Source organism: Sphingomonas sanxanigenens DSM 19645 = NX02 (assembly GCF_000512205.2).
GTDB classification, from domain to species: domain Bacteria; phylum Pseudomonadota; class Alphaproteobacteria; order Sphingomonadales; family Sphingomonadaceae; genus Sphingomonas_D; species Sphingomonas_D sanxanigenens.
In genome coordinates, this window is the sequence record NZ_CP006644.1 from 318,734 (window position 1) to 341,103 (window position 22,370).

At 68.7% G+C, this 22,370-nt stretch carries 24 protein-coding genes and 1 tRNA gene; 16 read left to right on the forward strand and 9 right to left on the reverse strand.

Annotated elements, in window-relative coordinates; all coding sequences use genetic code 11:
* Positions 1-87 precede the first annotated feature (87 nt).
* From NX02_RS01465 to rplA, 5 genes are all read left to right on the forward strand, one after another.
* Positions 88-163 (forward strand) — tRNA-Trp (locus NX02_RS01465).
* 159 nt (positions 164-322) lie between these two features.
* The gene (gene secE, locus NX02_RS01470; protein ID WP_025290445.1) at positions 323-523 is read left to right on the forward strand and encodes a preprotein translocase subunit SecE; all 201 of its coding nucleotides are present in this window, start codon (positions 323-325) and stop codon (positions 521-523) included.
* A 23-nt stretch (positions 524-546) separates the two neighbouring features.
* Entirely contained in the window at positions 547-1,083 is a 537-nt protein-coding gene (gene nusG, locus NX02_RS01475; protein ID WP_025290446.1) for a transcription termination/antitermination protein NusG, read from the forward strand.
* 125 nt (positions 1,084-1,208) lie between these two features.
* Positions 1,209-1,640, forward strand: coding sequence for a 50S ribosomal protein L11 (rplK, locus tag NX02_RS01480; RefSeq protein WP_025290447.1), 432 nt, complete (start codon positions 1,209-1,211; stop codon positions 1,638-1,640).
* Positions 1,641-1,644: 4 nt separating this feature from the next.
* Positions 1,645-2,343: a 50S ribosomal protein L1 gene (gene rplA, locus NX02_RS01485; RefSeq protein ID WP_025290448.1), complete on the forward strand. Its 699-nt coding sequence runs from the start codon at positions 1,645-1,647 to the stop codon at positions 2,341-2,343.
* Between the two features lie 57 nt (positions 2,344-2,400).
* Here the strand turns inward: rplA and NX02_RS01490 are convergent, their stop codons facing one another.
* The 4 genes from NX02_RS01490 to NX02_RS01505 are packed head-to-tail and all read right to left on the reverse strand — an operon-like array spanning position 2,401 to position 5,573.
* Positions 2,401-3,600 carry an MFS transporter gene (locus tag NX02_RS01490; RefSeq protein WP_025290449.1) on the reverse strand — a complete coding sequence of 400 codons (1,200 nt, stop codon included), beginning with the start codon at positions 3,598-3,600 and terminating at the stop codon, positions 2,401-2,403.
* Positions 3,597-4,244 carry a Dabb family protein gene (locus NX02_RS01495; RefSeq protein ID WP_025290450.1) on the reverse strand — a complete coding sequence of 216 codons (648 nt, stop codon included), beginning with the start codon at positions 4,242-4,244 and terminating at the stop codon, positions 3,597-3,599. The genes NX02_RS01490 and NX02_RS01495 overlap by 4 nt, the downstream gene beginning before the upstream one ends.
* The gene (locus NX02_RS01500) at positions 4,237-4,575 is read right to left on the reverse strand and encodes a hypothetical protein (RefSeq protein WP_025290451.1); all 339 of its coding nucleotides are present in this window, start codon (positions 4,573-4,575) and stop codon (positions 4,237-4,239) included. The genes NX02_RS01495 and NX02_RS01500 overlap by 8 nt, the downstream gene beginning before the upstream one ends.
* The gene (locus tag NX02_RS01505; protein WP_025290452.1) at positions 4,572-5,573 is read right to left on the reverse strand and encodes an NADP-dependent oxidoreductase; all 1,002 of its coding nucleotides are present in this window, start codon (positions 5,571-5,573) and stop codon (positions 4,572-4,574) included. Before NX02_RS01505 ends, NX02_RS01500 begins: the two co-directional genes overlap by 4 nt.
* A 176-nt stretch (positions 5,574-5,749) precedes the next feature.
* On the opposite strand from NX02_RS01505, the gene NX02_RS01510 reads away from it, so the two are divergent.
* On the forward strand, positions 5,750-6,577 hold the full coding sequence (locus NX02_RS01510; protein WP_025290453.1) for an SDR family NAD(P)-dependent oxidoreductase: 828 nt from the start codon (positions 5,750-5,752) through the stop codon (positions 6,575-6,577).
* A 17-nt stretch (positions 6,578-6,594) separates the two neighbouring features.
* Complete coding sequence (locus tag NX02_RS01515) at positions 6,595-7,494, forward strand: NAD-dependent epimerase/dehydratase family protein (protein ID WP_025290454.1); 900 nt, start codon at positions 6,595-6,597, stop codon at positions 7,492-7,494.
* 328 nt (positions 7,495-7,822) lie between these two features.
* On the opposite strand, the gene NX02_RS01520 is transcribed toward NX02_RS01515, so the two are convergent.
* Positions 7,823-8,272, reverse strand: coding sequence for an alpha-ketoglutarate-dependent dioxygenase AlkB (locus NX02_RS01520; protein WP_211258268.1), 450 nt, complete (start codon positions 8,270-8,272; stop codon positions 7,823-7,825).
* Between the two features lie 262 nt (positions 8,273-8,534).
* On the opposite strand from NX02_RS01520, the gene NX02_RS01525 reads away from it, so the two are divergent.
* Complete coding sequence (locus NX02_RS01525; RefSeq protein WP_025290456.1) at positions 8,535-9,086, forward strand: sugar O-acetyltransferase; 552 nt, start codon at positions 8,535-8,537, stop codon at positions 9,084-9,086.
* 33 nt (positions 9,087-9,119) lie between these two features.
* Here NX02_RS01525 and NX02_RS01530 read toward each other — a convergent pair whose 3' ends face one another.
* Positions 9,120-9,344 carry a DUF5818 domain-containing protein gene (locus tag NX02_RS01530; RefSeq protein WP_025290457.1) on the reverse strand — a complete coding sequence of 75 codons (225 nt, stop codon included), beginning with the start codon at positions 9,342-9,344 and terminating at the stop codon, positions 9,120-9,122.
* Positions 9,341-10,264 (reverse strand): LysR substrate-binding domain-containing protein, encoded by a 924-nt coding sequence (locus NX02_RS01535; protein ID WP_025290458.1) that lies wholly within the window; start codon positions 10,262-10,264, stop codon positions 9,341-9,343. Before NX02_RS01535 ends, NX02_RS01530 begins: the two co-directional genes overlap by 4 nt.
* Before the next feature lie 206 nt (positions 10,265-10,470).
* On the opposite strand from NX02_RS01535, the gene NX02_RS01540 reads away from it, so the two are divergent.
* The 6 genes from NX02_RS01540 to NX02_RS01560 are packed head-to-tail and all read left to right on the forward strand — an operon-like array spanning position 10,471 to position 18,610.
* Entirely contained in the window at positions 10,471-13,665 is a 3,195-nt protein-coding gene (locus NX02_RS01540) for an efflux RND transporter permease subunit (RefSeq protein ID WP_025290459.1), read from the forward strand.
* A complete protein-coding gene (locus NX02_RS01545) occupies positions 13,658-14,854 on the forward strand; it encodes an efflux RND transporter periplasmic adaptor subunit (protein ID WP_047099716.1) in 1,197 nt (398 codons plus the stop codon). The genes NX02_RS01540 and NX02_RS01545 overlap by 8 nt, the downstream gene beginning before the upstream one ends.
* 11 nt (positions 14,855-14,865) lie before the next feature.
* Positions 14,866-16,296, forward strand: coding sequence for an efflux transporter outer membrane subunit (locus NX02_RS01550; protein ID WP_025290460.1), 1,431 nt, complete (start codon positions 14,866-14,868; stop codon positions 16,294-16,296).
* Positions 16,238-17,092 carry a fructosamine kinase family protein gene (locus NX02_RS01555; protein ID WP_025290461.1) on the forward strand — a complete coding sequence of 285 codons (855 nt, stop codon included), beginning with the start codon at positions 16,238-16,240 and terminating at the stop codon, positions 17,090-17,092. The genes NX02_RS01550 and NX02_RS01555 overlap by 59 nt, the downstream gene beginning before the upstream one ends.
* Positions 17,089-17,304 carry a hypothetical protein gene (locus NX02_RS32945; RefSeq protein WP_025290462.1) on the forward strand — a complete coding sequence of 72 codons (216 nt, stop codon included), beginning with the start codon at positions 17,089-17,091 and terminating at the stop codon, positions 17,302-17,304. Before NX02_RS01555 ends, NX02_RS32945 begins: the two co-directional genes overlap by 4 nt.
* Before the next feature lie 10 nt (positions 17,305-17,314).
* A complete protein-coding gene (locus tag NX02_RS01560) occupies positions 17,315-18,610 on the forward strand; it encodes a chymotrypsin family serine protease (RefSeq protein ID WP_025290463.1) in 1,296 nt (431 codons plus the stop codon).
* Here NX02_RS01560 and NX02_RS01565 read toward each other — a convergent pair.
* A complete protein-coding gene (locus NX02_RS01565; RefSeq protein ID WP_025290464.1) occupies positions 18,523-19,110 on the reverse strand; it encodes a 3'-5' exonuclease in 588 nt (195 codons plus the stop codon). The genes NX02_RS01560 and NX02_RS01565 overlap by 88 nt on opposite strands.
* 20 nt (positions 19,111-19,130) lie before the next feature.
* Positions 19,131-20,153, reverse strand: coding sequence for an aldo/keto reductase (locus NX02_RS01570; protein ID WP_025290465.1), 1,023 nt, complete (start codon positions 20,151-20,153; stop codon positions 19,131-19,133).
* Positions 20,154-20,256: 103 nt separating this feature from the next.
* Here NX02_RS01570 and NX02_RS01575 point away from each other — a divergent pair, with 103 nt between their 5' ends.
* The gene (locus NX02_RS01575) at positions 20,257-21,366 is read left to right on the forward strand and encodes an S-(hydroxymethyl)glutathione dehydrogenase/class III alcohol dehydrogenase (RefSeq protein ID WP_025290466.1); all 1,110 of its coding nucleotides are present in this window, start codon (positions 20,257-20,259) and stop codon (positions 21,364-21,366) included.
* A gap of 155 nt (positions 21,367-21,521) precedes the next feature.
* Positions 21,522-22,364, forward strand: a complete 843-nt coding sequence (gene fghA, locus NX02_RS01580) for an S-formylglutathione hydrolase (protein WP_025290467.1) — start codon at positions 21,522-21,524, stop codon at positions 22,362-22,364.
* Positions 22,365-22,370: the final 6 nt, after the last annotated feature.

A 22,370-nucleotide genomic window follows, 5' to 3' on the forward strand; every position in this document is an offset into this window, starting at 1 on the left:
AGATCATCATCTATCTGACCGGTCTGTAAAAGGCGCCTTGCGCGCCATGACAGCGCCCGCTAAGGCGCACCCTCTTCCGTGACGCGGAGGAGTGTAGCTCAGTTGGTAGAGCATCGGTCTCCAAAACCGAGGGCCGTGGGTTCGAGTCCCTCCACTCCTGCCAGTCATGGCCTGCAGTCGATCGACGGCTCCAACCTTGCGAGGTCGGGGGCGCCGACCTAGGTTGCAGGGCAGAGAGGTAACGAGGTCAGGGCGGCTCCGGTCGAAGGACCGGACAGGCTGCCGGTGGCCTCGTATCTGCGTTTGGCAAGGAACGGTTTCGGTGGCGAAGTTTAATCCCGGTCAGTTCGTGAACCAGGTCAGGGCAGAGACGGCCAAGGTCGTCTGGCCGACGGGCCGTGAGACGGCTTTGACCGCGGTGATGGTCGTTATCATGACGACGCTGCTGGGCGTCTTCTTCTTCGGTGTGGATCGGCTGTTCGGCTTCGTCATGAAGGCGCTGGTCGATCTGGTCGCCGGCTGAGCACAAGGATTTCAGGAACGAGCATGTCGCGCTGGTACATTATCCACGCCTATTCCGGCTTCGAGAACAAGGTTCGCGATTCGATCGTGGCCGAAGCGGCGCGCATGGGTCTCGAGGCGCTGGTCGATTCGGTCGAAGTGCCGACCGAGACCGTGACCGAGGTTCGCCGCGGCAAGAAGGTGCAGTCGGAACGCAAGTTCTTCCCCGGCTATGTGCTGGCGAAGCTCGAGATGAACGACGACGTCTACCATCTCGTCAAGAACACGCCGAAGGTCACCGGCTTCCTCGGATCGAGCGGCAAGCCGCAGCCGATCAGCGAGGCGGAGGCTGCGCGCATCCTCAACACCAAGGAAGAAGCGGCGGCCGCGCCGAAGACCAAGATCAAGGTCGATTACGAAATCGGCGATTCGGTCAAGGTGCTCGACGGTCCGTTCGCCAGCTTCAACGGCGTGGTCGAGGAACTGGATTTCGATCGCAGCCGCGTGAAGGTGTCGGTGTCGATCTTCGGTCGCGCGACGCCGGTCGAGCTCGAGTTCGAGCAGGTCGAGCGCGCCAAGTAAGGCGTGCTCCCGGACGAGCGGGCGTCGTTTTGAAAATTTCCGGCTGAAACCGGGAAAACCTGGCGGGAGCGGGCCTTCGGGGTCGCGGATGGACCGCTAAGCTTGAAACAGAGTGAGTAGGTAAAATGGCAAAGAAGATTACGGGCTATATCAAGCTCCAGGTGAAGGCGGGCTCCGCCAATCCTTCGCCGCCGATCGGCCCGGCGCTGGGTCAGCGCGGCGTGAACATCATGGAGTTCTGCAAGGCGTTCAACGCGGCGACGGGCGATCTCGAAAAGGGCGCGCCGATCCCCACGGTGATCACCGTCTATGCGGATCGCAGCTTCTCGTTCGAGACCAAGACGCCGCCGGCGTCGTTCCTGATCAAGAAGGCCGCGAACCTCAAGTCGGGCTCGAAGGAGCCGGGCAAGGTCTCCGCCGGACAGATCTCGCGTTCGAAGCTCACCGAGATCGCCGAGCTCAAGTTCAAGGATCTGAACGCCAACGACATCGACGCGGCGACCCGCATCATCGAAGGCAGCGCCCGCGCGATGGGCCTCGAAGTGGTGGAGGGCTGATTCCATGACCAAGCTGACGAAGAAGGCGAAGATCATGGCGTCCGCGGTCGACCGCGAGAAGCTGTATGGCGTCGATGAAGCGATCGCGCTGGTGAAGACCAACGCCACCGCCAAGTTCGACGAGACCGTCGAGATTGCGCTCAACCTGGGTGTCGATCCGCGTCACGCCGACCAGATGGTCCGCGGCGTGGTGACGCTGCCCAAGGGCACCGGCAAGACCGTGCGCGTCGGCGTGTTCGCCCGCGGCGCGAAGGCCGAGGAAGCGACCGCTGCCGGTGCCGACGTGGTCGGCGCGGAAGACCTGCTCGAGATCGTGCAGGGCGGCAAGATCGACTTCGATCGCTGCATCGCGACCCCGGACATGATGGGTCTGGTCGGCCGTCTCGGCAAGATCCTCGGTCCGAAGGGCCTGATGCCGAACCCGAAGCTCGGCACCGTCACGATGAACGTCGGTGAGGCGGTCAAGGCGGCCAAGGGCGGCCAGGTCGAGTATCGCGTCGAGAAGGCCGGCATCATCCATTCCGGCATCGGCAAGGCGTCGTTCACGGCGGAAGATCTGCGCGCGAACTTCGACGCGCTGGTCGACGCGGTGGTCAAGGCCAAGCCGTCGGGCGCCAAGGGCAAGTATCTGCGCAAGGTCGCGCTGAGCAGCTCGATGGGCCCGGGCGTCAAGATCGACGTCGCCGAGGTCGCCGCGGCCTGATCGCGGGTCTCAAGCGAACATGAAGCGGGCCGGGGGCAACCCCGGCCCGTTTTGCTTTCAGCCGGCGCCGCGCGTCCGCGCGGTGGCGATCGCGGCGATCGCCCCCACCGCATAGAAGCCGATCTGGGTCACCACTGCGCCGGCATAGCTGCCGGTGTTGACATAGAACCATGCCCCCACGGGCACGCCGGCGACGAGGAAGGGCAGGGTGAGCAGGCTCGACAGCCCGAACGCGCGCCCGAAGCTGGCGGCGCCGAAGCGCTGCGAGAGGGCGAGGCCGAACACGGCGGTGATGGCGGCGGCATGGACGCCGATCAGCGCGATGACGACCAGCATGATCGGGAAGGTGGGCTTGAGCAGCAGCACCGCCCACAGCAGCCCCTGGTTGACGCAGTTGATCGCCAGCGCGATCGCGCCGCCCAGCCGATCCGCGACCCAGCCGAACAGCAGCGATCCGGCGATGCCCGCCAGCGCCATCACCGACAGCAAGGTCGCGCCCTCGGCGACGTCGAACCCCCAGCCGCCGACCATCGGCGCGAGGTGCGTGACGAGCAGCGTACCGCCGGTGCTGATCGCCGCCGCCGCCAATGTCAGCGCCCAGAAGCTGGGTTGCCGGAGCAGCGCCTTTTCCGAAAGGCCCGCGGCCCCGGCATCCTGCGCGACGGCGTCGGCCATCGCCGGCGGCCGATCGACCACCGCGAGCAGCGGCAGCAGCAGCAGCGCCATGCCGCCGGCGAGCATCATATAGGTCGCCGCGAGCCCCGCCGCCGCCAGTACCGCCGCGCAGGCGAGCGGCATCGCCGCGACGAGGAGCGGCATATGGACGAGGCCCAGCGCCCGGCCGCGGCCCTGATCGAACCAGCGCGTCACCAATGTCGCCGGGCTCACCGTCGCGACCAGCGCAAGGCCGGGGCCGATCAGCAGGCCATAGGCGGCGAGATAGGTGCCGACCGAGCCCGCGACCGCGAGCAGCGCATAGCCCGCCGCGCTCATCGCCGCGCCCGCCATCATCAGCGTGCGCAACGAGAAGCGCGCCGAAAGCGTGCCGACCAGCGGCGCGCACAAGGCCATGCCCAGCATCACCAGCGCCATGCCGAGCGAACTGGTGTCGCGGGCGATGCCGAGCTTGGCTTCCACCGGCTCGAGCAGCAGCCCGAACGAGCCGAACATGAAGCCGACGCCGGCGTTCTGCGCGACGAAGGCGATCGCGGCCATGCGCACCGCGAGCGGATGGTTGGGGGCGGCGATCGTGCTCATCCGACGATCACCGGCCGGTCGATCGCGCAGAAGCTGTGGACCAGCAGCGGATGGACGAGATGCTCGGTATATTCCGGATCGAACCAGCGCTCGACATGCGCCCAGTGCGCGGGGTGGAGCATGTAGGTGCCCTCCAGCCCGGCACGGTCGGCATATTCCTGTTCCCACACATGCGTCCAGGCGTGCAGCCCAGATGCCTCGTCCGTATCGGCGATCTGCCAGCGCCGGATCGTGCAGATGTGGCGCGGCAGGCTCGCCGTCTGCGCGGCGAACGCCGCCAGCCGCTCGGCATCGGGGCGGATGCTCGCCCGGAACAGCGCGACGCGATAGAGCCCGCTGCCGTCGGCCGGCCCGCCGATCGCGCCCGATTCGAAGCCCACCCGGTCCTGATGGACGGTCACCGCAGGATCGGCGAGCAGCGCCGCGGCCGGCGCCCAGGCCGGGCCCGCCATCGCCGCATCGCCTGCCGCGCGGTCGGCGAAGGTCACGCGCCACAGCGCGTCGCCGCCATTGTAGACGCCGGGCAGGGTCGGCGCGAACAGCCGCGATTCGGCGTCGAGCGCCGCGGTGGCGGCGGCGATGGTCGCCATCGCCGCGGCGCGGGCGCCATCGGCGAAGGTCGGGACGATCAGGCGGCTATACATCGGCCAGCGCCTCCAGCACGTCCGCGCCTGCCAATGTCGCGCGGCGGCGCGACAGCAGGAAGGGCGGCGCCTCCTCGTTCCACCACTTATCGACCGCGGCGTCGCCGCGCGCCTGGTGCTTGGCCGCCCACACCGCGCCGGCATCGGCCGCCTCCCACACCAGCAGCAGCCGGTTGGGGGCATCGTCCAGCCACATCGCCGGCTCGACCATCCGGTGTGCCAGCCGCAGCCCGCGGGCGGTGTTGCCCGGTGCGTAGCGGGTGAGGTAGGCGTCGAGAAACGCAGCACCCATGCCGGGCTTGGTCTCCACCTCGTCGATGATCCAGATCATGCGAGCGCCTCGTCCACCGCGAGCAGGATCTTGCCGCGGACATGGCCGGCGGCGACGCGGCGATGCGCCTCGCCGGCTTGGTCGAGCGGCAGCACGGTCAGTTCGGGGGTGTGGATGCGGCCGGCGGCCAGCGCGGCGACAAGCGCGTTCAGCTGGCGTTCCTGGTGCGCGAAATCGGCGATGGTGGGGATGATGCGCACGCCGCGCTCGGCGGCGCGGGCGGCGTCGAACATCGGCTCGTCGGCGATCAACGTGGCGATCGGCGCGACGATGCCGCCGGGGCGGACCATCTCGACCGCATCGAGCAGGCTGCCCTGGCCGACCGTATCGACGACGAGATCGACGCCCTCCGGCGCCCAGGCCGCGACGGCTTCGCGCACGCCACCTTCGCGATAATCGATCGCGCGCTCGGCGCCGAGCGACCGGACATAGTCCAGATTGGCGGGGCCGCAGGTGGCGCAGACGCGCGCGCCGGCCATCCGCGCGAGCTGGATCGCATAGCCGCCGGTGCCGCCGGCGCCGCCATTGACCAGCACCGTCGATCCCGATTGCGTGCCGCCGACGTCGAACACCGCCTCCCACGCGGTGATGCCCGCGGTCGGCAGCGCCGCGGCGTCGCGCAGGCCGACATGGTCGGGCAGCATCACCACGCGCTCGCGGTCCGATGCAACATATTGCGCATAGCTGCCGCGCTCACCCTTGCCCTGGTTGGAGGCGGTGACGACGCGGTCGCCCGGCGCGAGGCCGGTCACGCCTTCGCCCACCTCGGCGACGATGCCGGCGGCGTCGAAGCCGACCACGAAGGGGAAATGATAGTCGAAATAGCGCGAGAGCCAGCCTTCGCGCGCCTTCCAGTCGGCCGGATTGACCCCGGCATAGGCGACCTGGACGATCACCTGACCCGGAGCGGCGCGTGGCCGGTCGATCGTCGCCAGCGCCAGCACCTCGGGCCCGCCGAAGCGGTCGAGTGCCATCGCCTGCATGGTCTGCGCCTGCATGCTGATTCCCCTCCTGACTTGCTGTTTCGCAGCATGGTGGCGAATGAAAAACGCAAATGCAAACATAATTGGGCTTCGATGCGCTAAATGCGTTTATGTCTGTTGAAGTTGATGCGCCATCGCGATAGGCGTGAGTCGCGCCCGGCGGCAGACCGGGAACTGGCGGAGAGGCGAGGATGTTCGATTTCAACGGCAAGGTCGTGCTCGTGACGGGCGGAGGTGCGGGCATCGGCCGCGCCACCGCCGAGGCGTTCGCCGCGGCCGGCGCGCAGCTCGCGATCATCGAGGTGGATGGCGATCGCGCTGCCGACGTTCAGGCCGCGCTGGGCGACGCCGCGCTGGTGGTGACGGGCGATGTCACCGATCCCGCGGCCGTCGCAAGCCTCGCCGCTGCGATCGAGGCGCGCTTCGGCGGGCTCGACGTGCTGGTCAACAATGTCGGCGACTTCCTGATGCTGGCCAAGCCGTTCGAGGCGCTGACCCCGGACGAGATCGGGCGGCTCTACGCAACCAATCTGGGCCAGGTCTTCGGCGTCACGCACGCGATGATCCCGCTGCTGCGCAAGCGGGGCGCGGGCGGCAGCATCGTCTCGGTCTCCTCGATCGAGGGCTTCCGCGGCATTCCCAACTGCGTGGTCTATGCCGCGTGCAAGGCAGCGCTGACCGGCTTCACCAAGAGCCTCGCGCTCGAACTCGGGCCGTCGGGCATCCGGGTCAATCTGATCGCGCCCGAGACGACGGACACGCCGCAGGTGCCGGTCTCGCTGATGGTGCCCGAGGAGCATCGCGACCATATCCCGCGCTGGATCCCGCTCGGCCGCTTCGGCACGCCGGCGGACATGGCCTCGGGCATCCTGTTCCTCGCCAGCGATCAGGCGGCGTGGATCACGGGCACCGCGCTGCACATCGATGGCGGCGCGCTGGCCGCCGCGGGCTGGTACCGCGACCCGCGCGACGTGTGGACCAACCTGCCGGTGCTGTCGGGCAACGGCCTCAATTTCTGATGCGAAGGGGCGAACCCATGAAGATACTCGTCGTCGGCGGTGCCGGCATGATCGGCGGCCGCGCCGCGCTCCACCTCAAGGGCAAGGGGCATGACGTCACGATCGCCGGCCGCACGCCGCCGGCCCCCGGCACGCCGCTGGGCGACCTGCCCTTCCTGCGCGTCGACTATATCAACATGGCGTTCGACCGCGAGGCGCTCGGCCAGTTCGATGCGCTGGTCTTCGCCGCCGGCAATGACGTGCGCCACAAGCCGCAGGACATCGACGACAGCTATTGGCACGACGCCAATTCGGTCGGCGTGCCGCGCTTCTTCGCGGCGGCGAAGGAGGCCGGTATCCGCCGCGCGGTCAATGTCGGCAGCTTCTATCCGCAGGCCGCGCCCGAGCTGGTGGCCACCAACGCCTATGTCCGCTCCCGCAAGGAATCCGACGATGGCGTGGCGGCGCTGGCCGACGATAATTTCGCTGCGATGAGCGTCAACGCGCCGTTCGTGGTCGGCGCGGTGCCGGGGCTGACATTGCCGATGTTCGCGGCCTATACCCAATATGCCGAGGGCAAGTTCGCGCCGATGCCCGAATTCACCCCGCCGGGCGGTACCAACTTCATCTCCACCCAGTCGCTCGCCGAGGCGATCGAGGGCGCGCTGGAGCGCGGGGAGCCGGGCGCGTCCTATCTGGTCGGCGACGAGAATCTGAGCTTCCAGGACTATTTCGGGGCGTTCTTCGAAGGCGTCGGCCGCGCCAAGCCGCCGGTGCGCGACGAGGAGCATCCGATGCTGCCCGATGGCGCGCTGTTCTTCGGGCGGGGCAATTCGCTGTTCTACGAAACCGACCCGAAGGTGGCGGACCTGCTTAGCTATCGCCGGCAGGACGTGAAGCCGGCGATCGCGGAGATCGTGGCGCAGTATCGGAGTTGAGCTGTTCCCCTCCCGCTTGCGGGCTACGACATTCACACATCTCGATTGCGGCCGCTTTTTGCCCTCGCCCCTATGGGGAGAGGGAAAGGTCCGCGTAGCGGACCAGGGAGAGGGGCAGTCGCGCCAAGCGTAAAGGCCTGACGGGTTCGCTCTAAAAATGGGCCAACCGGGCAGCAGTGCCAAGCCCTCCGAACCTTTACGCGGAGCGCGACTTCCCCCTCTCCCCGTCCCTCTCCCCGTAGGGGCGAGGGGGCGCGGCGGCAGCCCCTCTCAATCCATCTACGAAGTGTGAATCCTGTAGCCCGCTTGCGGGAGGGGGCTTGGCCCGTCAGATCAGCAGGCGAAACGTCAAACTGATGCGACCGCCGGTGCTTGGGGTCTTGGGAATGGCGTGAAGCCACTCCCGCTGCATGGCGCCCGGCATATACAGCAGTGAGCCTGCGGGCAGTTCGTATGATAGTTCGATCGAACTATCAGCCTTGTTGCGGAAAATGATGTGACGATTTGCGCCGAGCGAGACGATGCCAACGCCTGTTCCGCTCGCCAATTTGGCCGTGTCATCCGAGTGAAAGCCCATCGATGAGGTGCCGTCGACATAGTGGCTGGCAAGGCAGTTGTTGGGGCGAAAGCCGAGCTCCGATCTAAGCTTGTCGCATAGCGCTTCCAGAGGCGGCGGCATCGGCGCCGATGGATATTGCATCTGGGAATAGTTGTAGGCGACCCCGAAGCTGGCGGTACGGCGCGATGACATTCGTTCATCCCACTCGATTGAATCCATCAGGTCATCGAAAAGCCTGTCGGTATCCGAAACGAAAGATCCAATGAGCGTGATGGGAGGCGTCATCCGCTGGAATATAATCCAGCAGATAATGGTCGTCAGCGCAAAATGCCCCGTGTCGCTGCAACTTAGGCGCGCTTTCCTCCCTCATGGTGCCGGTGCCGAGCATAGGAATGTCATGCCGCAGAGCAACAACGCGGGTCGCGTCTTGCGCGGCACGGCATCGCCTGCCACGTGGCGCATCCGATCGAGGAGATGGACCGTGGCCGAGCCGACGCAGAAGCAGCGCATGCTGAATGGCGATCTCTATCATGCGAGCGATCCCGAGATCGTCGCCGATCACCAGGCGGCGCTGGAATGGACCGAGCGCTACAACGCCGCCTCGACCTTGCCTGCCGCGACGCGCGAGGCGCTGCTGCGCGAAATGCTGGGGTCGGTCGGCGCGGGGGCGGTGGTGCGGCCACCCTTCCATTGCGACTATGGCTACAACATCCATCTCGGCAGCGGCGTGTTCCTCAACTTCAACTGCATCATCCTCGATGTGGTGAAGGTGGTGATCGGCGATGGCACGCAGATCGGCCCCGGCGTGCAGATCCTGACCGCCGACCATCCCCGCGACCCTGCCGAGCGGGCGACGGGGCTGGAATCGGGCCGGCCGATCACGATCGGGCGCAATGTGTGGATCGGCGGCGGCGCGCTGATCCTGCCCGGCGTGACGGTGGGCGACGATGCGATCATCGGCGCGGGCAGCGTGGTGACCCGCGATGTGCCGGCCGGCGCGACCGTCGCCGGCAATCCGGCGCGCCAGCGCTGATCGCGGGCGGCTGAGCTATCGCGGGCGGCTGAGCTATCGCGGCCCGGCGGCATCGTCCGCCGGCGCGACGCCCTCGACATCCACCAGATCGGCGCCGGCCATCACCCCGACGATGCGGACGCGCTTCTCGATATGATCGACCGGCACGCGGTGGAGGTTGAGCAGCCAGCGGCCGCCGCGATCCCGCCGCAGCACGAAGCCGCCGCCGTCGCGCACCAGCGTGCCGGTTTCATCGACGGGGTCGCCGGGCGCGCTCACGATGCCAGCGCCGTCTGTCGCGCGAGCTTGCGGGCGCTGCAGCCTTCGAGGATGTCGAGGAACCGGCGGCAGCAGACCGAGGGCGAATCGTGCGTCACGATCCACAGCCGGCTGATCGCATCGCTATCCTTCAGCGGACGATAGGCGAGGCCCTCGATATGGATCGCGGCGAGCGACCGTGCGATCACGGTCACGCCGAAGCCGGCGGAGACCAGCCCCAGCAATGTGGCGAGACCGCCGGTTTCCTGGATGACGTTGAGGGTGAAGCCGGCGGCGCGGCAGAGCTTGGCGATATGATCGTTGAAGCCGGCCCCCAGCGCGCGCTCGTAAAGCACGAAGGGCTGGTCGGCGAGGTCGGCGATGCCGAGCAGGGGGCGTTCGGCGAGCGGATGATCGTCGCGCAGCGCGACGATCAGGTCTTCCTCGATCAGCATCCGCGCCGACAGGCCTTCCGCGAGCACCGGCATGTCGAGGCCGCGGACGAAGGCGATATCGAGCTGGCCGCCGATCAGCGCGTCCATCTGGTCGTCGAGATTGAGCTCGCGCAGCGCGAGCCGGATGCGCGGATGCCGTTCGCGAAACGCCCGGAACGCGCTGGCGATCGTCTCGATCAGCGGCGCCGAGGCGACGACGCCCACCGCCAGCGTGCCGATCTCGCCGCTCGCCGCGCGGCGTGCCTGATCGACGGCATGCTCCACCTGCGCCACCGCCTTGCGCGCTTCCTCCACGAACAGCCGCCCGGGCTCGGTCAGCAGCACGCGCCGGCTGGTGCGCTCGAACAGGGTGACGCCCAGTTCCTCTTCCAGCGCGCGGATCTGCTGGCTGAGCGGCGGCTGCGAAATGCCGAGGCGCGCGGCGGCGCGGCCGAAATGCATCTCGTCGGCCACGCAGATCGCATAGCGCAGGTGACGCAACTCCATGGATCATGTCTTTCTGTGTATGGATCGAGGCGTATTATATATTAGACGGCTAACGGATGAATGTGCATCTAAAAAGGGTTCCATTTCGGGACGCATTCGGCACGCGGTTCGCCGCGCTGCACGATCAATGACATAGCGGAGGGGAACGGCTGGTCGGTATGCAGGCGCTCCCGCGTGGGCGCCCGTTCTCGTCTGTGGAGTAGCGAATGATCGGGGTCGTCAAGGTAGCGCTACAACGGCCGCTCACCTTCATCGTCATGGCCATCCTGATCGCGGTTGTCGGCGTGATGGCCGCGGTGCGGACGCCGGTGGACATCTTTCCGCCGATCCGCATTCCGGTGATCGCGGTCGCCTGGACCTATTCCGGCCTGCCGCCCGAGGATATGGGCGCGCGCATCATCACGCCCTACGAGCGCGTGCTGACCACCACGGTCAACGATGTCGAGCATATCGAGAGCACGTCGCTGCAGGGCGTCGGCATCGTCAAGATCTACTTCCAGCCCGGCGTCGACATCCGTACCGCGACCGCACAGGTCACCTCGATCTCGCAGACCATCCTGCGCCAGATGCCGCCGGGCGTGAACCCGCCGCTGATCATCAACTACAACGCCTCCACCGTGCCGATCCTGCAGCTTGCGCTGTCGGGCCGGGGACTGAGCGAACAGCAGCTGTTCGATACGGGGCAGAACCAGATCCGCCCGCAGCTCACCAGCGTGCCCGGCCTCGCCATGCCCTTCCCGTCGGGCGGGCGGCAGCGGCAGGTGCAGGTCGATCTCAACCCGCTCGCGCTGCAATCCAAGGGGCTGTCGGCGCAGGATGTGGGCAGTGCGATCGCCGCGCAGAACCAGATCAACCCGGCCGGCTTCGTCAAGATCGGTTCGCTGCAGTACAGCGTCCGCCTCAACAACGCGCCGGATTCGATCGCCGCGCTCAACGACCTGCCGGTGAAGGTGGTCAACGGCGCCACCATCTATATGCGCGACGTCGCCTATGTGCGCGACGGATCGGCGCCGCAGCAGAACGTCGTCCACGTCAACGGCACGCGCGCCGCGCTGCTCACGGTGCTCAAGAATGGCAGCACCTCGACCTTGTCGATCGTCGAGGGCGTGAAGCAGGCGCTGCCGCGTATCCAGGCGGGGCTGCCCGATACGCTCAAGATCGATCCGATCGGCGACCAGTCGCTGTTCGTCGAGGCCGCGGTCGAGGGCGTCATCCACGAGGGCCTGATCGCCGCCGCGCTCACCTCGCTGATGATCCTGCTGTTCCTCGGCTCGTGGCGCTCGACGGTGATCATCGCGCTGTCGATCCCGCTCGCCATCCTGGCTGCGATCGCCGCGCTCGCCGCGTTCGGGCAGACGCTGAACGTCATGACGCTGGGCGGGCTCGCGCTCGCGGTCGGCATCCTCGTCGACGATGCGACGGTGACGATCGAGAACATCAACTGGCACCTCGAACAGGGGAAGGGCGTGATCGAGGCGATCCTCGACGGCGCCGCGCAGATCGTGGTGCCGGCCTTCGTCTCGCTGCTGTGCATCTGCATCGTGTTCGTGCCGATGTTCTTCCTGCCAGGCGTGTCGGGCTATCTGTTCGTGCCGCTGGCGCTGTCGGTGGTGTTCGCGATGATCGCCTCGTTCATCCTGTCGCGCACGCTGGTGCCGACCCTGGCGATGTACCTGCTGAAGCCGCACAAGCCGGGCGATGAGGATGAGCATCTTGCCGGCGGCGCGACCTCGCGCAACCCGCTGGTCCGCTTCCAGCGCGGCTTCGAACGTCGCTTCGAGACGGTCCGCAGCGCCTATGTCGGCATGCTCAACCGCGCGCTCCATGCCCGCAAGCCGTTCATGCTCGGCTTCATGGCGGTGGTCGTGGTCTCGTTCGGGCTGCTGCCCTTCCTCGGCAGCAATTTCTTCCCCGACGTCGATGGCGGCCAGATCGCGATCCACGTCCGTGCGCCCGTGGGCTCGCGGCTCGAGGATACGGCGGTGCGCTTCGACAAGGTCGGCCGTGCGATCCGCGAGATGATCCCGGCGGGCGAGCTGGCATCGGTGACGGACAATATCGGCCTGCCGGTCAGCGCGATCAGCACGGTCTATTCGAACACCGGCACGATCGGCCCGCAGGATGGCGACATCCTGATCACGCTGGAGCATGGGCACGCGCCGACCGCGGGCCATGTCGCGACCCTGCGTCGCGAACTGCCGCGCCGGTTCCCCGGCATGAACTTCGCCTTCCTGCCCGCCGACATCACCAGCCAGATCCTCAACTTCGGCGCGCCCGCGCCGATCGACATCCAGGTGACCGGCAAGGATGCCGCCGGCAACCGCGCCTATGCGGAAAAGCTGCTGCGCAAGATCTCGACGATCTCCGGTCTTGCCGACGCGCGCATCCAGCAGCCCGCGCGCGCGCCGCAGCTCAGCGTCGACGTCGATCGCGCGCGCGCCGGCCAATATGGCCTGACCGAGCGCGACGTGACCACCAGCCTGGCAAGCTCGCTCGCCGGCACGGCGCAGACCGCGCCGGTGTTCTACGTCAATCCGGAGAATGGCGTGTCCTATCCGGTGGTGGCGCAGGCGCCCGAATATCTGGTCGATTCGGTCAGCGCGCTGGAGAATGTACCGGTGTCGACCGCGGCCGGGGGCCCGTCGCAGCTGCTGGGCGGCCTTGCCGGCGTGTCGCGCACCACGACGGTGCCGGTGGTCAGCCACTACAACATCCAGCCGGTCATCAACCTGTACGGCGCCGTGCAGGGGCGCGATCTCGGCGCGGTCGCGGGCGATGTCGAGGCGGCGATCCAGTCGCTGGAGAACGAGAAGCCCAAGACCGCGACCGTCACGTTGCGCGGCCAGTACCAGACGATGAACACGGCGTTCTCGGGCCTCGGCTGGGGTCTGCTGGGTGCGGTGGTGCTGATCTACCTGCTGATCGTCGTCAACTTCCAGAGCTGGATCGATCCGTTCGTGATCATCACCGCGCTGCCCGCGGCGCTGGCCGGCATCGTCTGGATGCTGTTCACCTCGGGCACGCCGCTGTCGGTGCCCGCGCTCACCGGGGCGATCATGTGCATGGGCGTGGCCACCGCCAATTCGATCCTCGTCGTCAGCTTCGCGCGCGAACAGCTCGAGACGCTGGGCGACGCGACCGAGGCGGCGCTTTCCGCCGGCGCGGTCCGCTTCCGCCCGGTGCTGATGACCGCGCTCGCCATGATCATCGGCATGGCGCCGATGGCGTTCGGCATGGGCGAGGGGGGTGAGCAGAACGCCCCGCTCGGCCGCGCGGTGGTCGGCGGCCTGATCGCCGCGACGATCGCGACATTGTTCTTCGTGCCGACCGTTTTCTCCTTCGTCCACCGCAAGCGTGCCGCCAAGGCGGCCCCGATGGAAATGAAACCCGCCCATGCCTGATCCCGCCCACACCTCCGAAACCGGCGCCGCGGCGCCGATCCATGCGTCTGCCGGCCCAAGCAACAAGACGCTGAAGCGCGCCGGCATCGGCGCGGTGATCGCCGCTGCCATCGTCGTCGGCCTGGGCATCGCCAGCCGCAACGGCGATGCCGCGGATCTGGCCGCGACCAGTGCCGACGCCGCGGTGCCGACCGTCGCCGTCGTCATGCCCGAGACGGGCGGAAACGGCAGCCCGCTGGTGCTGCCGGGCAATGTGCAGGCGTTCAACAGCGCGGCGATCTTCGCGCGCACCAACGGCTATGTCCGCCGCTGGGTGGCCGACATCGGCGACAATGTCCGCGCCGGGCAGACGCTGGCGATCCTCGACGCGCCCGAACTCGACCAGCAGCTCGCGCAGGCAAAGGCGGATTACCAGACCGCGCTCGCCAACCAGCGGCTCGCGGCCACGACCGCGCAGCGCTGGTCGACGATGCTCGCCAAGGATGCCGTCTCGCAGCAGGAAGCCGACGAGAAGAATGGCGATCTCGCCGCGCGCTCCGCGCTCGCCAACGCGCAGCTCGCCAACGTCCGGCGCCTGCAGGCGCTGCAGGGCTTCACCCGCCTGTCCGCGCCGTTCGCCGGGGTCGTCACCAGCCGCTCGGCGCAGCTCGGCGCGCTCGTCGTCTCGGGCAATGCGGCGGCGCAGCCGCTGTTCACCGTATCGGACACCCACCGCATGCGCATCTTCGTGCGTGTCCCCCAAGTCTATTCGGCGCAGGTCTGCCAGGGCCTCACCGCCAAGCTGAGCCTGCCCGAATATGCCGGCCGCGCGTTCTCCGCGACGGTCACCCGCAGCGCCGGCGCGGTGGACGCCCAGTCGGGCGCGGTGCTGGTCGAGCTGCAGGCGGACAACCGCGATGGCGCGCTCAAGCCCGGCGCCTTCGCGCAGGTGCGCTTCGACGTGCCGACCGCCGGCGGCATGCGGCTGCCGGGCAGCGCCGTGCTCTATGGCAACAGCGGCCCGACGGTCGCGGTGGTGGGCGGCAATGGCCGGGTGACGGTGAAGCCGATCACCATCTCGCGCGACGAGGGCAGTGTCGTCGAGGTCGCGACCGGCCTCGCGGCGGGCGACCGCGTGATCGATACGCCGCCCGACGCGATCCGCTCCGGCGACGTCGTGAAGGTCGCGGCGCCGGCCAAGGGCAAGTAAGGGGCGCCGTGATGCAGGTCTCCCTGGCTGTCCGCGCGCTGCTCGCCGCGACTGCGCTGTCGCTCGCCGCCGGCTGCTCGATGGCGCCGGACTATCGCCCGCCCGAAACCGCCGCGCCCGCGACCTACAAGGAGGTCGCCGGCTGGATCGCTGCGGCGCCGATGGACGCGGCACCGCGTGCGGCCTGGTGGGAGACGTTCGGCGATCCGGTGCTGGACGATCTCGAACGGCGCGCCGAGACCGCCAGCCCGACCCTGGCCGCGGCGCTCGCGCGTTACGACCAGGCGCGGGCGATCGCGCGCGACGCGCGTTCGGACCTGTTCCCGCGCATCGATGTCGGAGGAGACGTGTCGCGCACCCGCGCGTCGGGCAACGGGCTGGGCGGCAGCGGCGTGCCGCGCACCTATACCGGGATCACCCTGGGCGGCACGCTCGATTACGAGATCGATCTGTGGGGCCGCATCCGCAACGGCGTGTCCGCCGCCCGTGCCGATGCCGACGCGGGCGGGGCGGATCTCGCGGCGGCGCGGCTCAGTCTGCAGGCATCGCTGGCAGACGCCTATTTCCGGCTGCGCGGGCTCGATGCCGAGGAGGCGCTGCTGCGGCAGACGGTCGAGGCCTTCGGCCGCGCCTATGAGCTGACCTCGACCCGCCATGAGGGCGGCATCGCCTCCGGCATCGACGTCAACCGGGCGCAGAGCGTGCTCGCGAGCGCGCGGGCGCAGATCTCGGCGGTCGCGCAGGAGCGCGCGGCGGTGGAGCATGAGATTGCGGCGCTGGTCGGCGCGGTCGCCTCGAACTTCTCGATTCCGGCCGAGGTCAAGCCGCTGCAGCCGCCGCAGCCGCCGATGACCGGCGCGCCCTCCGAACTGCTCCAGCGCCGGCCGGACATCGCCGCCGCCGAGCGCCGCATGTTCGCCGCCAATGCGCGGATCGGCGTCGCCCGCGCGGCCTGGTTCCCCTCGCTGTCGCTCGGCCTTTCCGGCGGCGTCGCGACGACGCGCGGCGACCTGTTCTCGACGCCGAGCACCTTCTGGGGCCTCGGGCCGCTTTCCAGCGTGCTGACGCTGTTCGACGGCGGCCGGCGCCGCGCGCAGGTCGCGCTGTCGCGCGCCGATTATGACGAGCAGGCGGCCGGCTATCGCGAGACCGTGCTCGGGGCGTTCCGGCAGGTCGAGGATGCGATCGCCGCCAACCGCTATCTCGCGACGCAGGGTGACGACCAGCGCGATGCCGCCGCCGCCGCCGGGCGCACCCGCGATCTCGCCATGACCCGCTATCGCGACGGCGCCTCGGACTATCTCGAGGTCGTCACCGCGCAGACGGATGCACTTGCGGCGGAACGCGCGGCGATCTCGATCCAGGCGCAGCGGATGCGCGCGCATGTCGCGCTGGTCCGGGCGCTGGGCGGCGGGCTGGGTGACGGCGCCCAGGGCTCCTGATCGGGCGGCGATCGAGCATCTGCTCGGTCGCGCGGTCGCCGCGCTCGAGCCGCTGGCCGGCGGCGATATCTCGGGCATCTGGCTGGTCACGCCGGTCGATGGCGAACGCGTCGTCGCGAAGGCCGGCGACACCGCGCGGGCGGAAGCGGAGATGCTGGCGGCGCTCACGGCAGCCGGCGGACCCGCGCCGGCGGTGCTCGCCGTCTCCGACACGCTGCTGCTGATCGAGCATGTGCCCAATGACGGGCGGCTGGCCGGGCCGGCGTGGGAGGCGCTGGCGGCGGCGCTGGCACCGATCCATGCCGCGACGGGCGCCGCCTATGGCTGGCACCGCGATCACCGCTTCGGGCCGGTGGCGATCGAGAACGGCGAGGCCGCCGACTGGCCGGCGTTCTGGGCCGATCGGCGATTGCGCTGCCATCTGCCGCACATCCCGCCCGCGCTCGCCGGCCGGATCGAGCGCCTCGCGGAGGGGCTTGGCGATCGCCTGCCGGCGCGACCGCCGGCCTCCCTGCTCCATGGCGACCTGTGGGGCGGCAATGTGCTGGTCGACGGCAAGCGCATCGGCGGGCTGATCGACCCGGCCTGCTATCATGGCGACCGCGAAGTCGATGTGGCGATGCTCACCCTGTTCGATCGCCCGCCGCCGCGCTTTCTCGACGCGATGGCGCTCGACCCCGGCTGGCGGGATCGGCTGCCGGTCTACCGGCTCTGGCCGCTGCTCGTGCATCTGCGGCTGTTCGGCGCCGGCTATGCCGGCGCGGTCGATGCCGAACTGGATCGGCTGAGGGTGTGATCGGCGCGGACGAGGGCGATGATATCGGTCTCGCGCTGCAACGCGAAGCCCGGCGTTCGATGGAGCGCGATCGTCGCGACATCGCTCTGCCCGGTACCGCGCAACGGGGTCTGCCCGCGTCGCCGGCCGGTTTCGTCGATCGCGGTCTCGACCCATCCGTCGGCTTCGAGCCCGGCCGGGGCCATATTCCGATCCGGCACGGGATGCTCTAAGGCTCGTGTCGTGCGGATCCTGATCGTCCCGATTGCAGCGCTGGCCATCGCTGCTGCTCCGCCCGTGATCGCGCCCCCCGAACCGGCGCCCCCGATCCGGATTCTGCCCGCACCCGCGCCAGCACTCGTCGAAACGCCCATCGAGGCGCTGGCGCGCGACGCCGCCGAATATGCCGCGCTCTACGACGTGCCGACGACGGTCGCGCTGCGCCGGCTTCATGCCCAGGCCGAAAGCGTTGCCGCGACCGAGCGGATCGAGGCGCGCTTTCGGGGGCGCCTCGCCGGCATTTCGATCGAGCATCGCCCCGCCTATCGCATCAACGTCTATCTCACGGGCGCCGAGCCGGTCGCGCCCGAACATCTGCACGTGGGCGGGCTGGACGTGCCGGTGATCTTCCGCATCGGCGCGCGCGCCACGCGCGATCGCGTCGTCTGGGCGATGACCACGCATCAGGCGGAGATCCGCGCACTGTTCAGCCGCGCGCCGTCGATGGGCTTCGATCCGCGCACCGGCGAACTGGTGATCGCCGTCAACCAGTCGACCGCGCGCAGTCGCGGCGGCGCCGACACGCTGCGGGAGAAGATCGAGGCGATCACCGGCGTGCCGGTACAGATCCGGTTGCAGGACCGCGAGGACCGCAACCTCGGCGTCGAAGGGGGATCGCGGCTCATCGGCGTCGATCCGGACGACGAGCGGCGCAAGCTCTGCACCACCGGCTTCGTCGTCACCGACGGCGTCCGGCACGGCATCGTCACCGCGGCGCATTGCGTCGACACGATCAGCCATTTCGACCCGGCCGGCGGCGAGACCCCGCTCGATTTCGTCGCGCAATGGGGTTGGGGCTATCGCGACGTGCAGGTCCATCTCGCGCCGGGGCCGCTGCAGCCGCTCTTCTACGCGGATACCGCGCGCACCCGGCTGCGCCCGGTGACCGGCCAGCGTTCGCGCGAGGCGACGCGGGCGGGGGATTTCGTCTGCCATCGCGGCGAGAAGACCGGCTATCATTGCGCCGAGGTCGAACTGGTCGATTTCGCGCCCGCGGGCGAGCTTTGCGGCGGCGCCTGCCTGCCGACGTGGGTGACGGTGGCGGGGCCGCATTGCCGCGGCGGCGACAGCGGCGCGCCGGTGTTCGTCGGCACCACCGCCTTCGGCATCGTCAAGGGCGCGAGCTATCGTCCGGACAAGAGCTGCGCCTTCTATTTCTACATGTCGACCGACTATCTGCCGGCCGGCTGGTCGCTGCTGCTGGAGCCGCCGCCGCCCGCGACGAACGCCAGCGCCGCATCCCGCGCCGCCAGCCAGTGAAGCTGCTCCACGCGCGCGTCGGGCAGCGCGCGGTGGGCAGGGTCGTCGTCCCGCGCGCGGACGTCGAGCAGCGTCAATATGTCCTCGACCAGGTCGTCGAGCGAGGCCGCGCCGACATGCGGGGCGATGATGCCGGCGACGGTTTCCCTGCGCGCCGCCTCGGTCGCGCGCAGCCGCAGCGTGTGACGCGGCAGTCCTGCCGCCCGCAGCAGCGCACTCAGCCATTTTCCGTCCCACGAGGGCGCGCTCGCGAACAGGTCATGCCCCTCCAGGCATTCGATCATCCGCTGCGCGACGACATCGTGCGGCGCCCCCTCGCGGACCAATGTCTCGCGCGCGATGCGATGGATCGCCTCGGCCTCGGCGGACCAGTCGGTCCAGCCGGGGGCGGGGCGGATCAGGTGGCTTTCCGCCCTGCCATCCTCGAACACCCATGCGACCTCGATGGGCACGCCCTGCTTGCCGAGCGACGAGGCTTCGAAATCGAGGAAGGCGTGCATCGCTCGCTCCGCGCCTGGGTTCAGGCCGCCACCGGCGCGAGTTCCTCGTCGGGATAGGTCTCGGTTTCGACCCAGGCCTGCATCGCCGCGTTGTAGCGCGGGCCGCGGATCGCGCCGGGCACGAACAGCGCGTCGACCGCGGCGAGGAGATCCGGCGCGAGCCGGATCGTCGCGGCGGCGATGTCCTCGTCGAGGTGCGCGATGCTGGTGGTGCCGGGGATCGGCACGATGTCGCCGCCCTGCGCCAGCACCCAGCCGATCGAGAGCTGCGCGGGGGTGATGCCGGCTTCGGCGGCCAGCGCGTCGAATGCATCGACGGTCTTGAGGTTGTGCGCGAGATTGGCGCCGGTGAAGCGCGGCATGCCGGCGCGGATGTCTCCCGGCGCATAATCGGCGTCGCGCACGGCACCGGCGAGCATCCCGCGCGCGACCGGCGAGAAGGAAACGAAGCCGATGCCGAGCGCGCGGCAGGCGTCGAGCACGGCGATCTCGGGGTTGCGGACCATCGGCGAATATTCGGTCTGCACCGCGGCGATCGGATGCACCGCCTGCGCGCGCCGGATCGTCGCGGCGGACATTTCGGACAGCCCGATCGCGCCGATCTTGCCCGCCTCCTTCGCGCGGACCAGCGCGCCGACCGACTCCTCGATCGGCACGTCGCGGTCGAGGCGGTGGAGATAATAGAGATCGATATGGTCGGTCCCGAGACGGCCGAGCGCATTGTCCAGCGTCCGCGCGATCATCGCCGGCGATCCGTCGAGCCCGCGCGGGCCATCCTCGGCGTGGAGCACGCACTTGCTGGCGAGCGTGAAATATTGCCGGCGATGCATGATCGCCCTGCCCACCAGCCGTTCATTGTCGCCCGAGCCGTAGACCGCGGCGGTGTCGAAAAAGCTTATGCCGCGATCCAGCGCGTGCTGCAGCAGCGCAATGCCGTCCGCCTCGCTGGGGGGTACGCCATAGGCGTGGCTGAGGTTCATGCAGCCGAGGCCGATGGCGGAAACGGTGAGCGGGCCGATCGTGCGGGTGGGCAGCGTCGTCATGGGACCTCCTTGGCAATCCTTCAGGTCCCTAGGCGACGTCCCCGAATCGCGACAAGAGCGGATCGCCGTGGCATAGGCGCGCCGAGACAAGGGAGACCCTGCGATGAAGACCCGTGCCGCCGTAGCGTTCGAAGCCAGGAAGCCGCTGGAGATCGTCGAGCTCGATCTCGAAGGGCCGAAGCCCGGCGAGGTGCTGGTTGAGATCATGGCGACCGGCATCTGCCACACCGACGCCTACACGCTCGACGGGCTCGACAGCGAAGGCCTGTTCCCCTCGGTGCTGGGCCATGAAGGCGCCGGCATCGTTCGCGAGGTGGGGGCAGGGGTGACCAGCGTGAAGCCCGGCGACCATGTGATCCCGCTCTACACGCCCGAATGCCGCCAGTGCAAAAGCTGCCTGTCCGGCAAGACCAACCTGTGCACCGCGATCCGCGCCACGCAGGGCAAGGGGCTGATGCCGGACGGCACCAGCCGCTTCAGCTACAAGGGCCAGACCATCTTCCACTACATGGGCTGCTCGACCTTCTCGAACTTCACCGTGCTGCCCGAGATCGCGGTCGCCAGGATCCGAGAGGACGCGCCGTTCGACAAGAGCTGCTACATCGGCTGCGGCGTCACCACCGGCGTCGGCGCGGTGGTGAAGACCGCCAAGGTCACCCCCGGCAGCAACGTCATCATCTTCGGCCTGGGCGGCATCGGCCTCAACGTGATCCAGGGCGCCAGGATGGTCGGGGCCGACAAGATCATCGGCGTCGACATCAACGACGCGAAGGAGGAGTGGGGCCGCCGCTTCGGCATGACCGACTTCGTCAACCCGACCAAGGTGGAGGGCGATCTCGTCCAGCACCTCGTCGCCTTGACCGACGGCGGCGCCGACTACACCTTCGACTGCACCGGCAACACCGGCGTGATGCGCACCGCGCTCGAGGCCTGCCATCGCGGCTGGGGCGAGAGCATCATCATCGGCGTGGCCGAGGCCGGCAAGGAAATCTCGACGCGCCCGTTCCAGCTCGTCACCGGCCGCGTCTGGAAGGGCTCGGCGTTCGGCGGCGCCAAGGGCCGGACCGACGTGCCGAAGATCGTCGACTGGTACATGAACGGCAAGATCGAGATCGACCCGATGATCACCCACGTGCTGGGGCTGGAGGAGATCAACAAGGGGTTCGACCTGATGCACGCGGGCGAGAGCATCCGCAGCGTGGTGGTGTTTTAACACAAAGAAGGCAGAGCCTCGCTGCGCTCGGCCCCTCACCCCGACCCTCTCCCCCAAGGGGAGAGGGAGGGCTGCCAGCCCTCTCCCCTTGGGGGAGAGGGTTGGGTGAGGGCCTTCTTCTTCCTACCTTCGCTCTGAACGAGCCGGAGAATCTGATGGAAACCCTTTCCACCACCAAGGCCCATGGCGGCACCCAATATGTGTACCGCCACGATTCCACGATGACGGCGACGCCGATGACCTTTTCGGTGTTCGTGCCCGAGCATGAGGAAGGCGCGAAGCTGCCGGTGTTGTGGTATCTCTCCGGCCTCACCTGCACCCACGCCAACGTCACCGAGAAGGGCGAGTATCGCGCCGCCTGCGCGGAACATGGCATCATCTTCGTCGCGCCGGACACCAGCCCGCGCGGCGATGGCGTGCCGGACGACGCCGAGGGCGCCTATGATTTCGGGCTCGGCGCCGGCTTCTATGTCAACGCCACCGAGGAACCCTGGTCGGCGAACTACCGGATGCGCGCCTATATCGAGGACGAACTGCCCGCGCAGATCGCGACGCATCTGCCGGTGGCGGACCTCACCCGCCAGTCGATCACCGGCCATTCGATGGGCGGCCATGGCGCGCTGACGATCGCGCTGCGCAACCCCGACCGCTTCCGTTCGGTCTCCGCCTTCGCGCCGATCGTGTCGCCGATGAACTGCCCCTGGGGAGAGAAGGCGCTGACCGGCTATATCGGCGCCGATCGCGAGGCGTGGCGCCCCTACGATGCCTGCGCGCTCATCGCGGATGGGTCACGCGTGCCCGAAATCCTCGTCGACCAGGGCGAGGCGGACAGCTTCCTCGAAACCCAGCTCAAGCCCGAACTGCTGCGCGAAGCCTGTGCCGAGGCAGGCATCGACCTCACCCTGCGGATGCAGCCGGGCTACGACCACAGCTATTATTTCATCTCCAGCTTCATGGCCGAGCATGTCGCCTGGCATGCCGAGCGGCTGAAGCGCTGAAGCCGG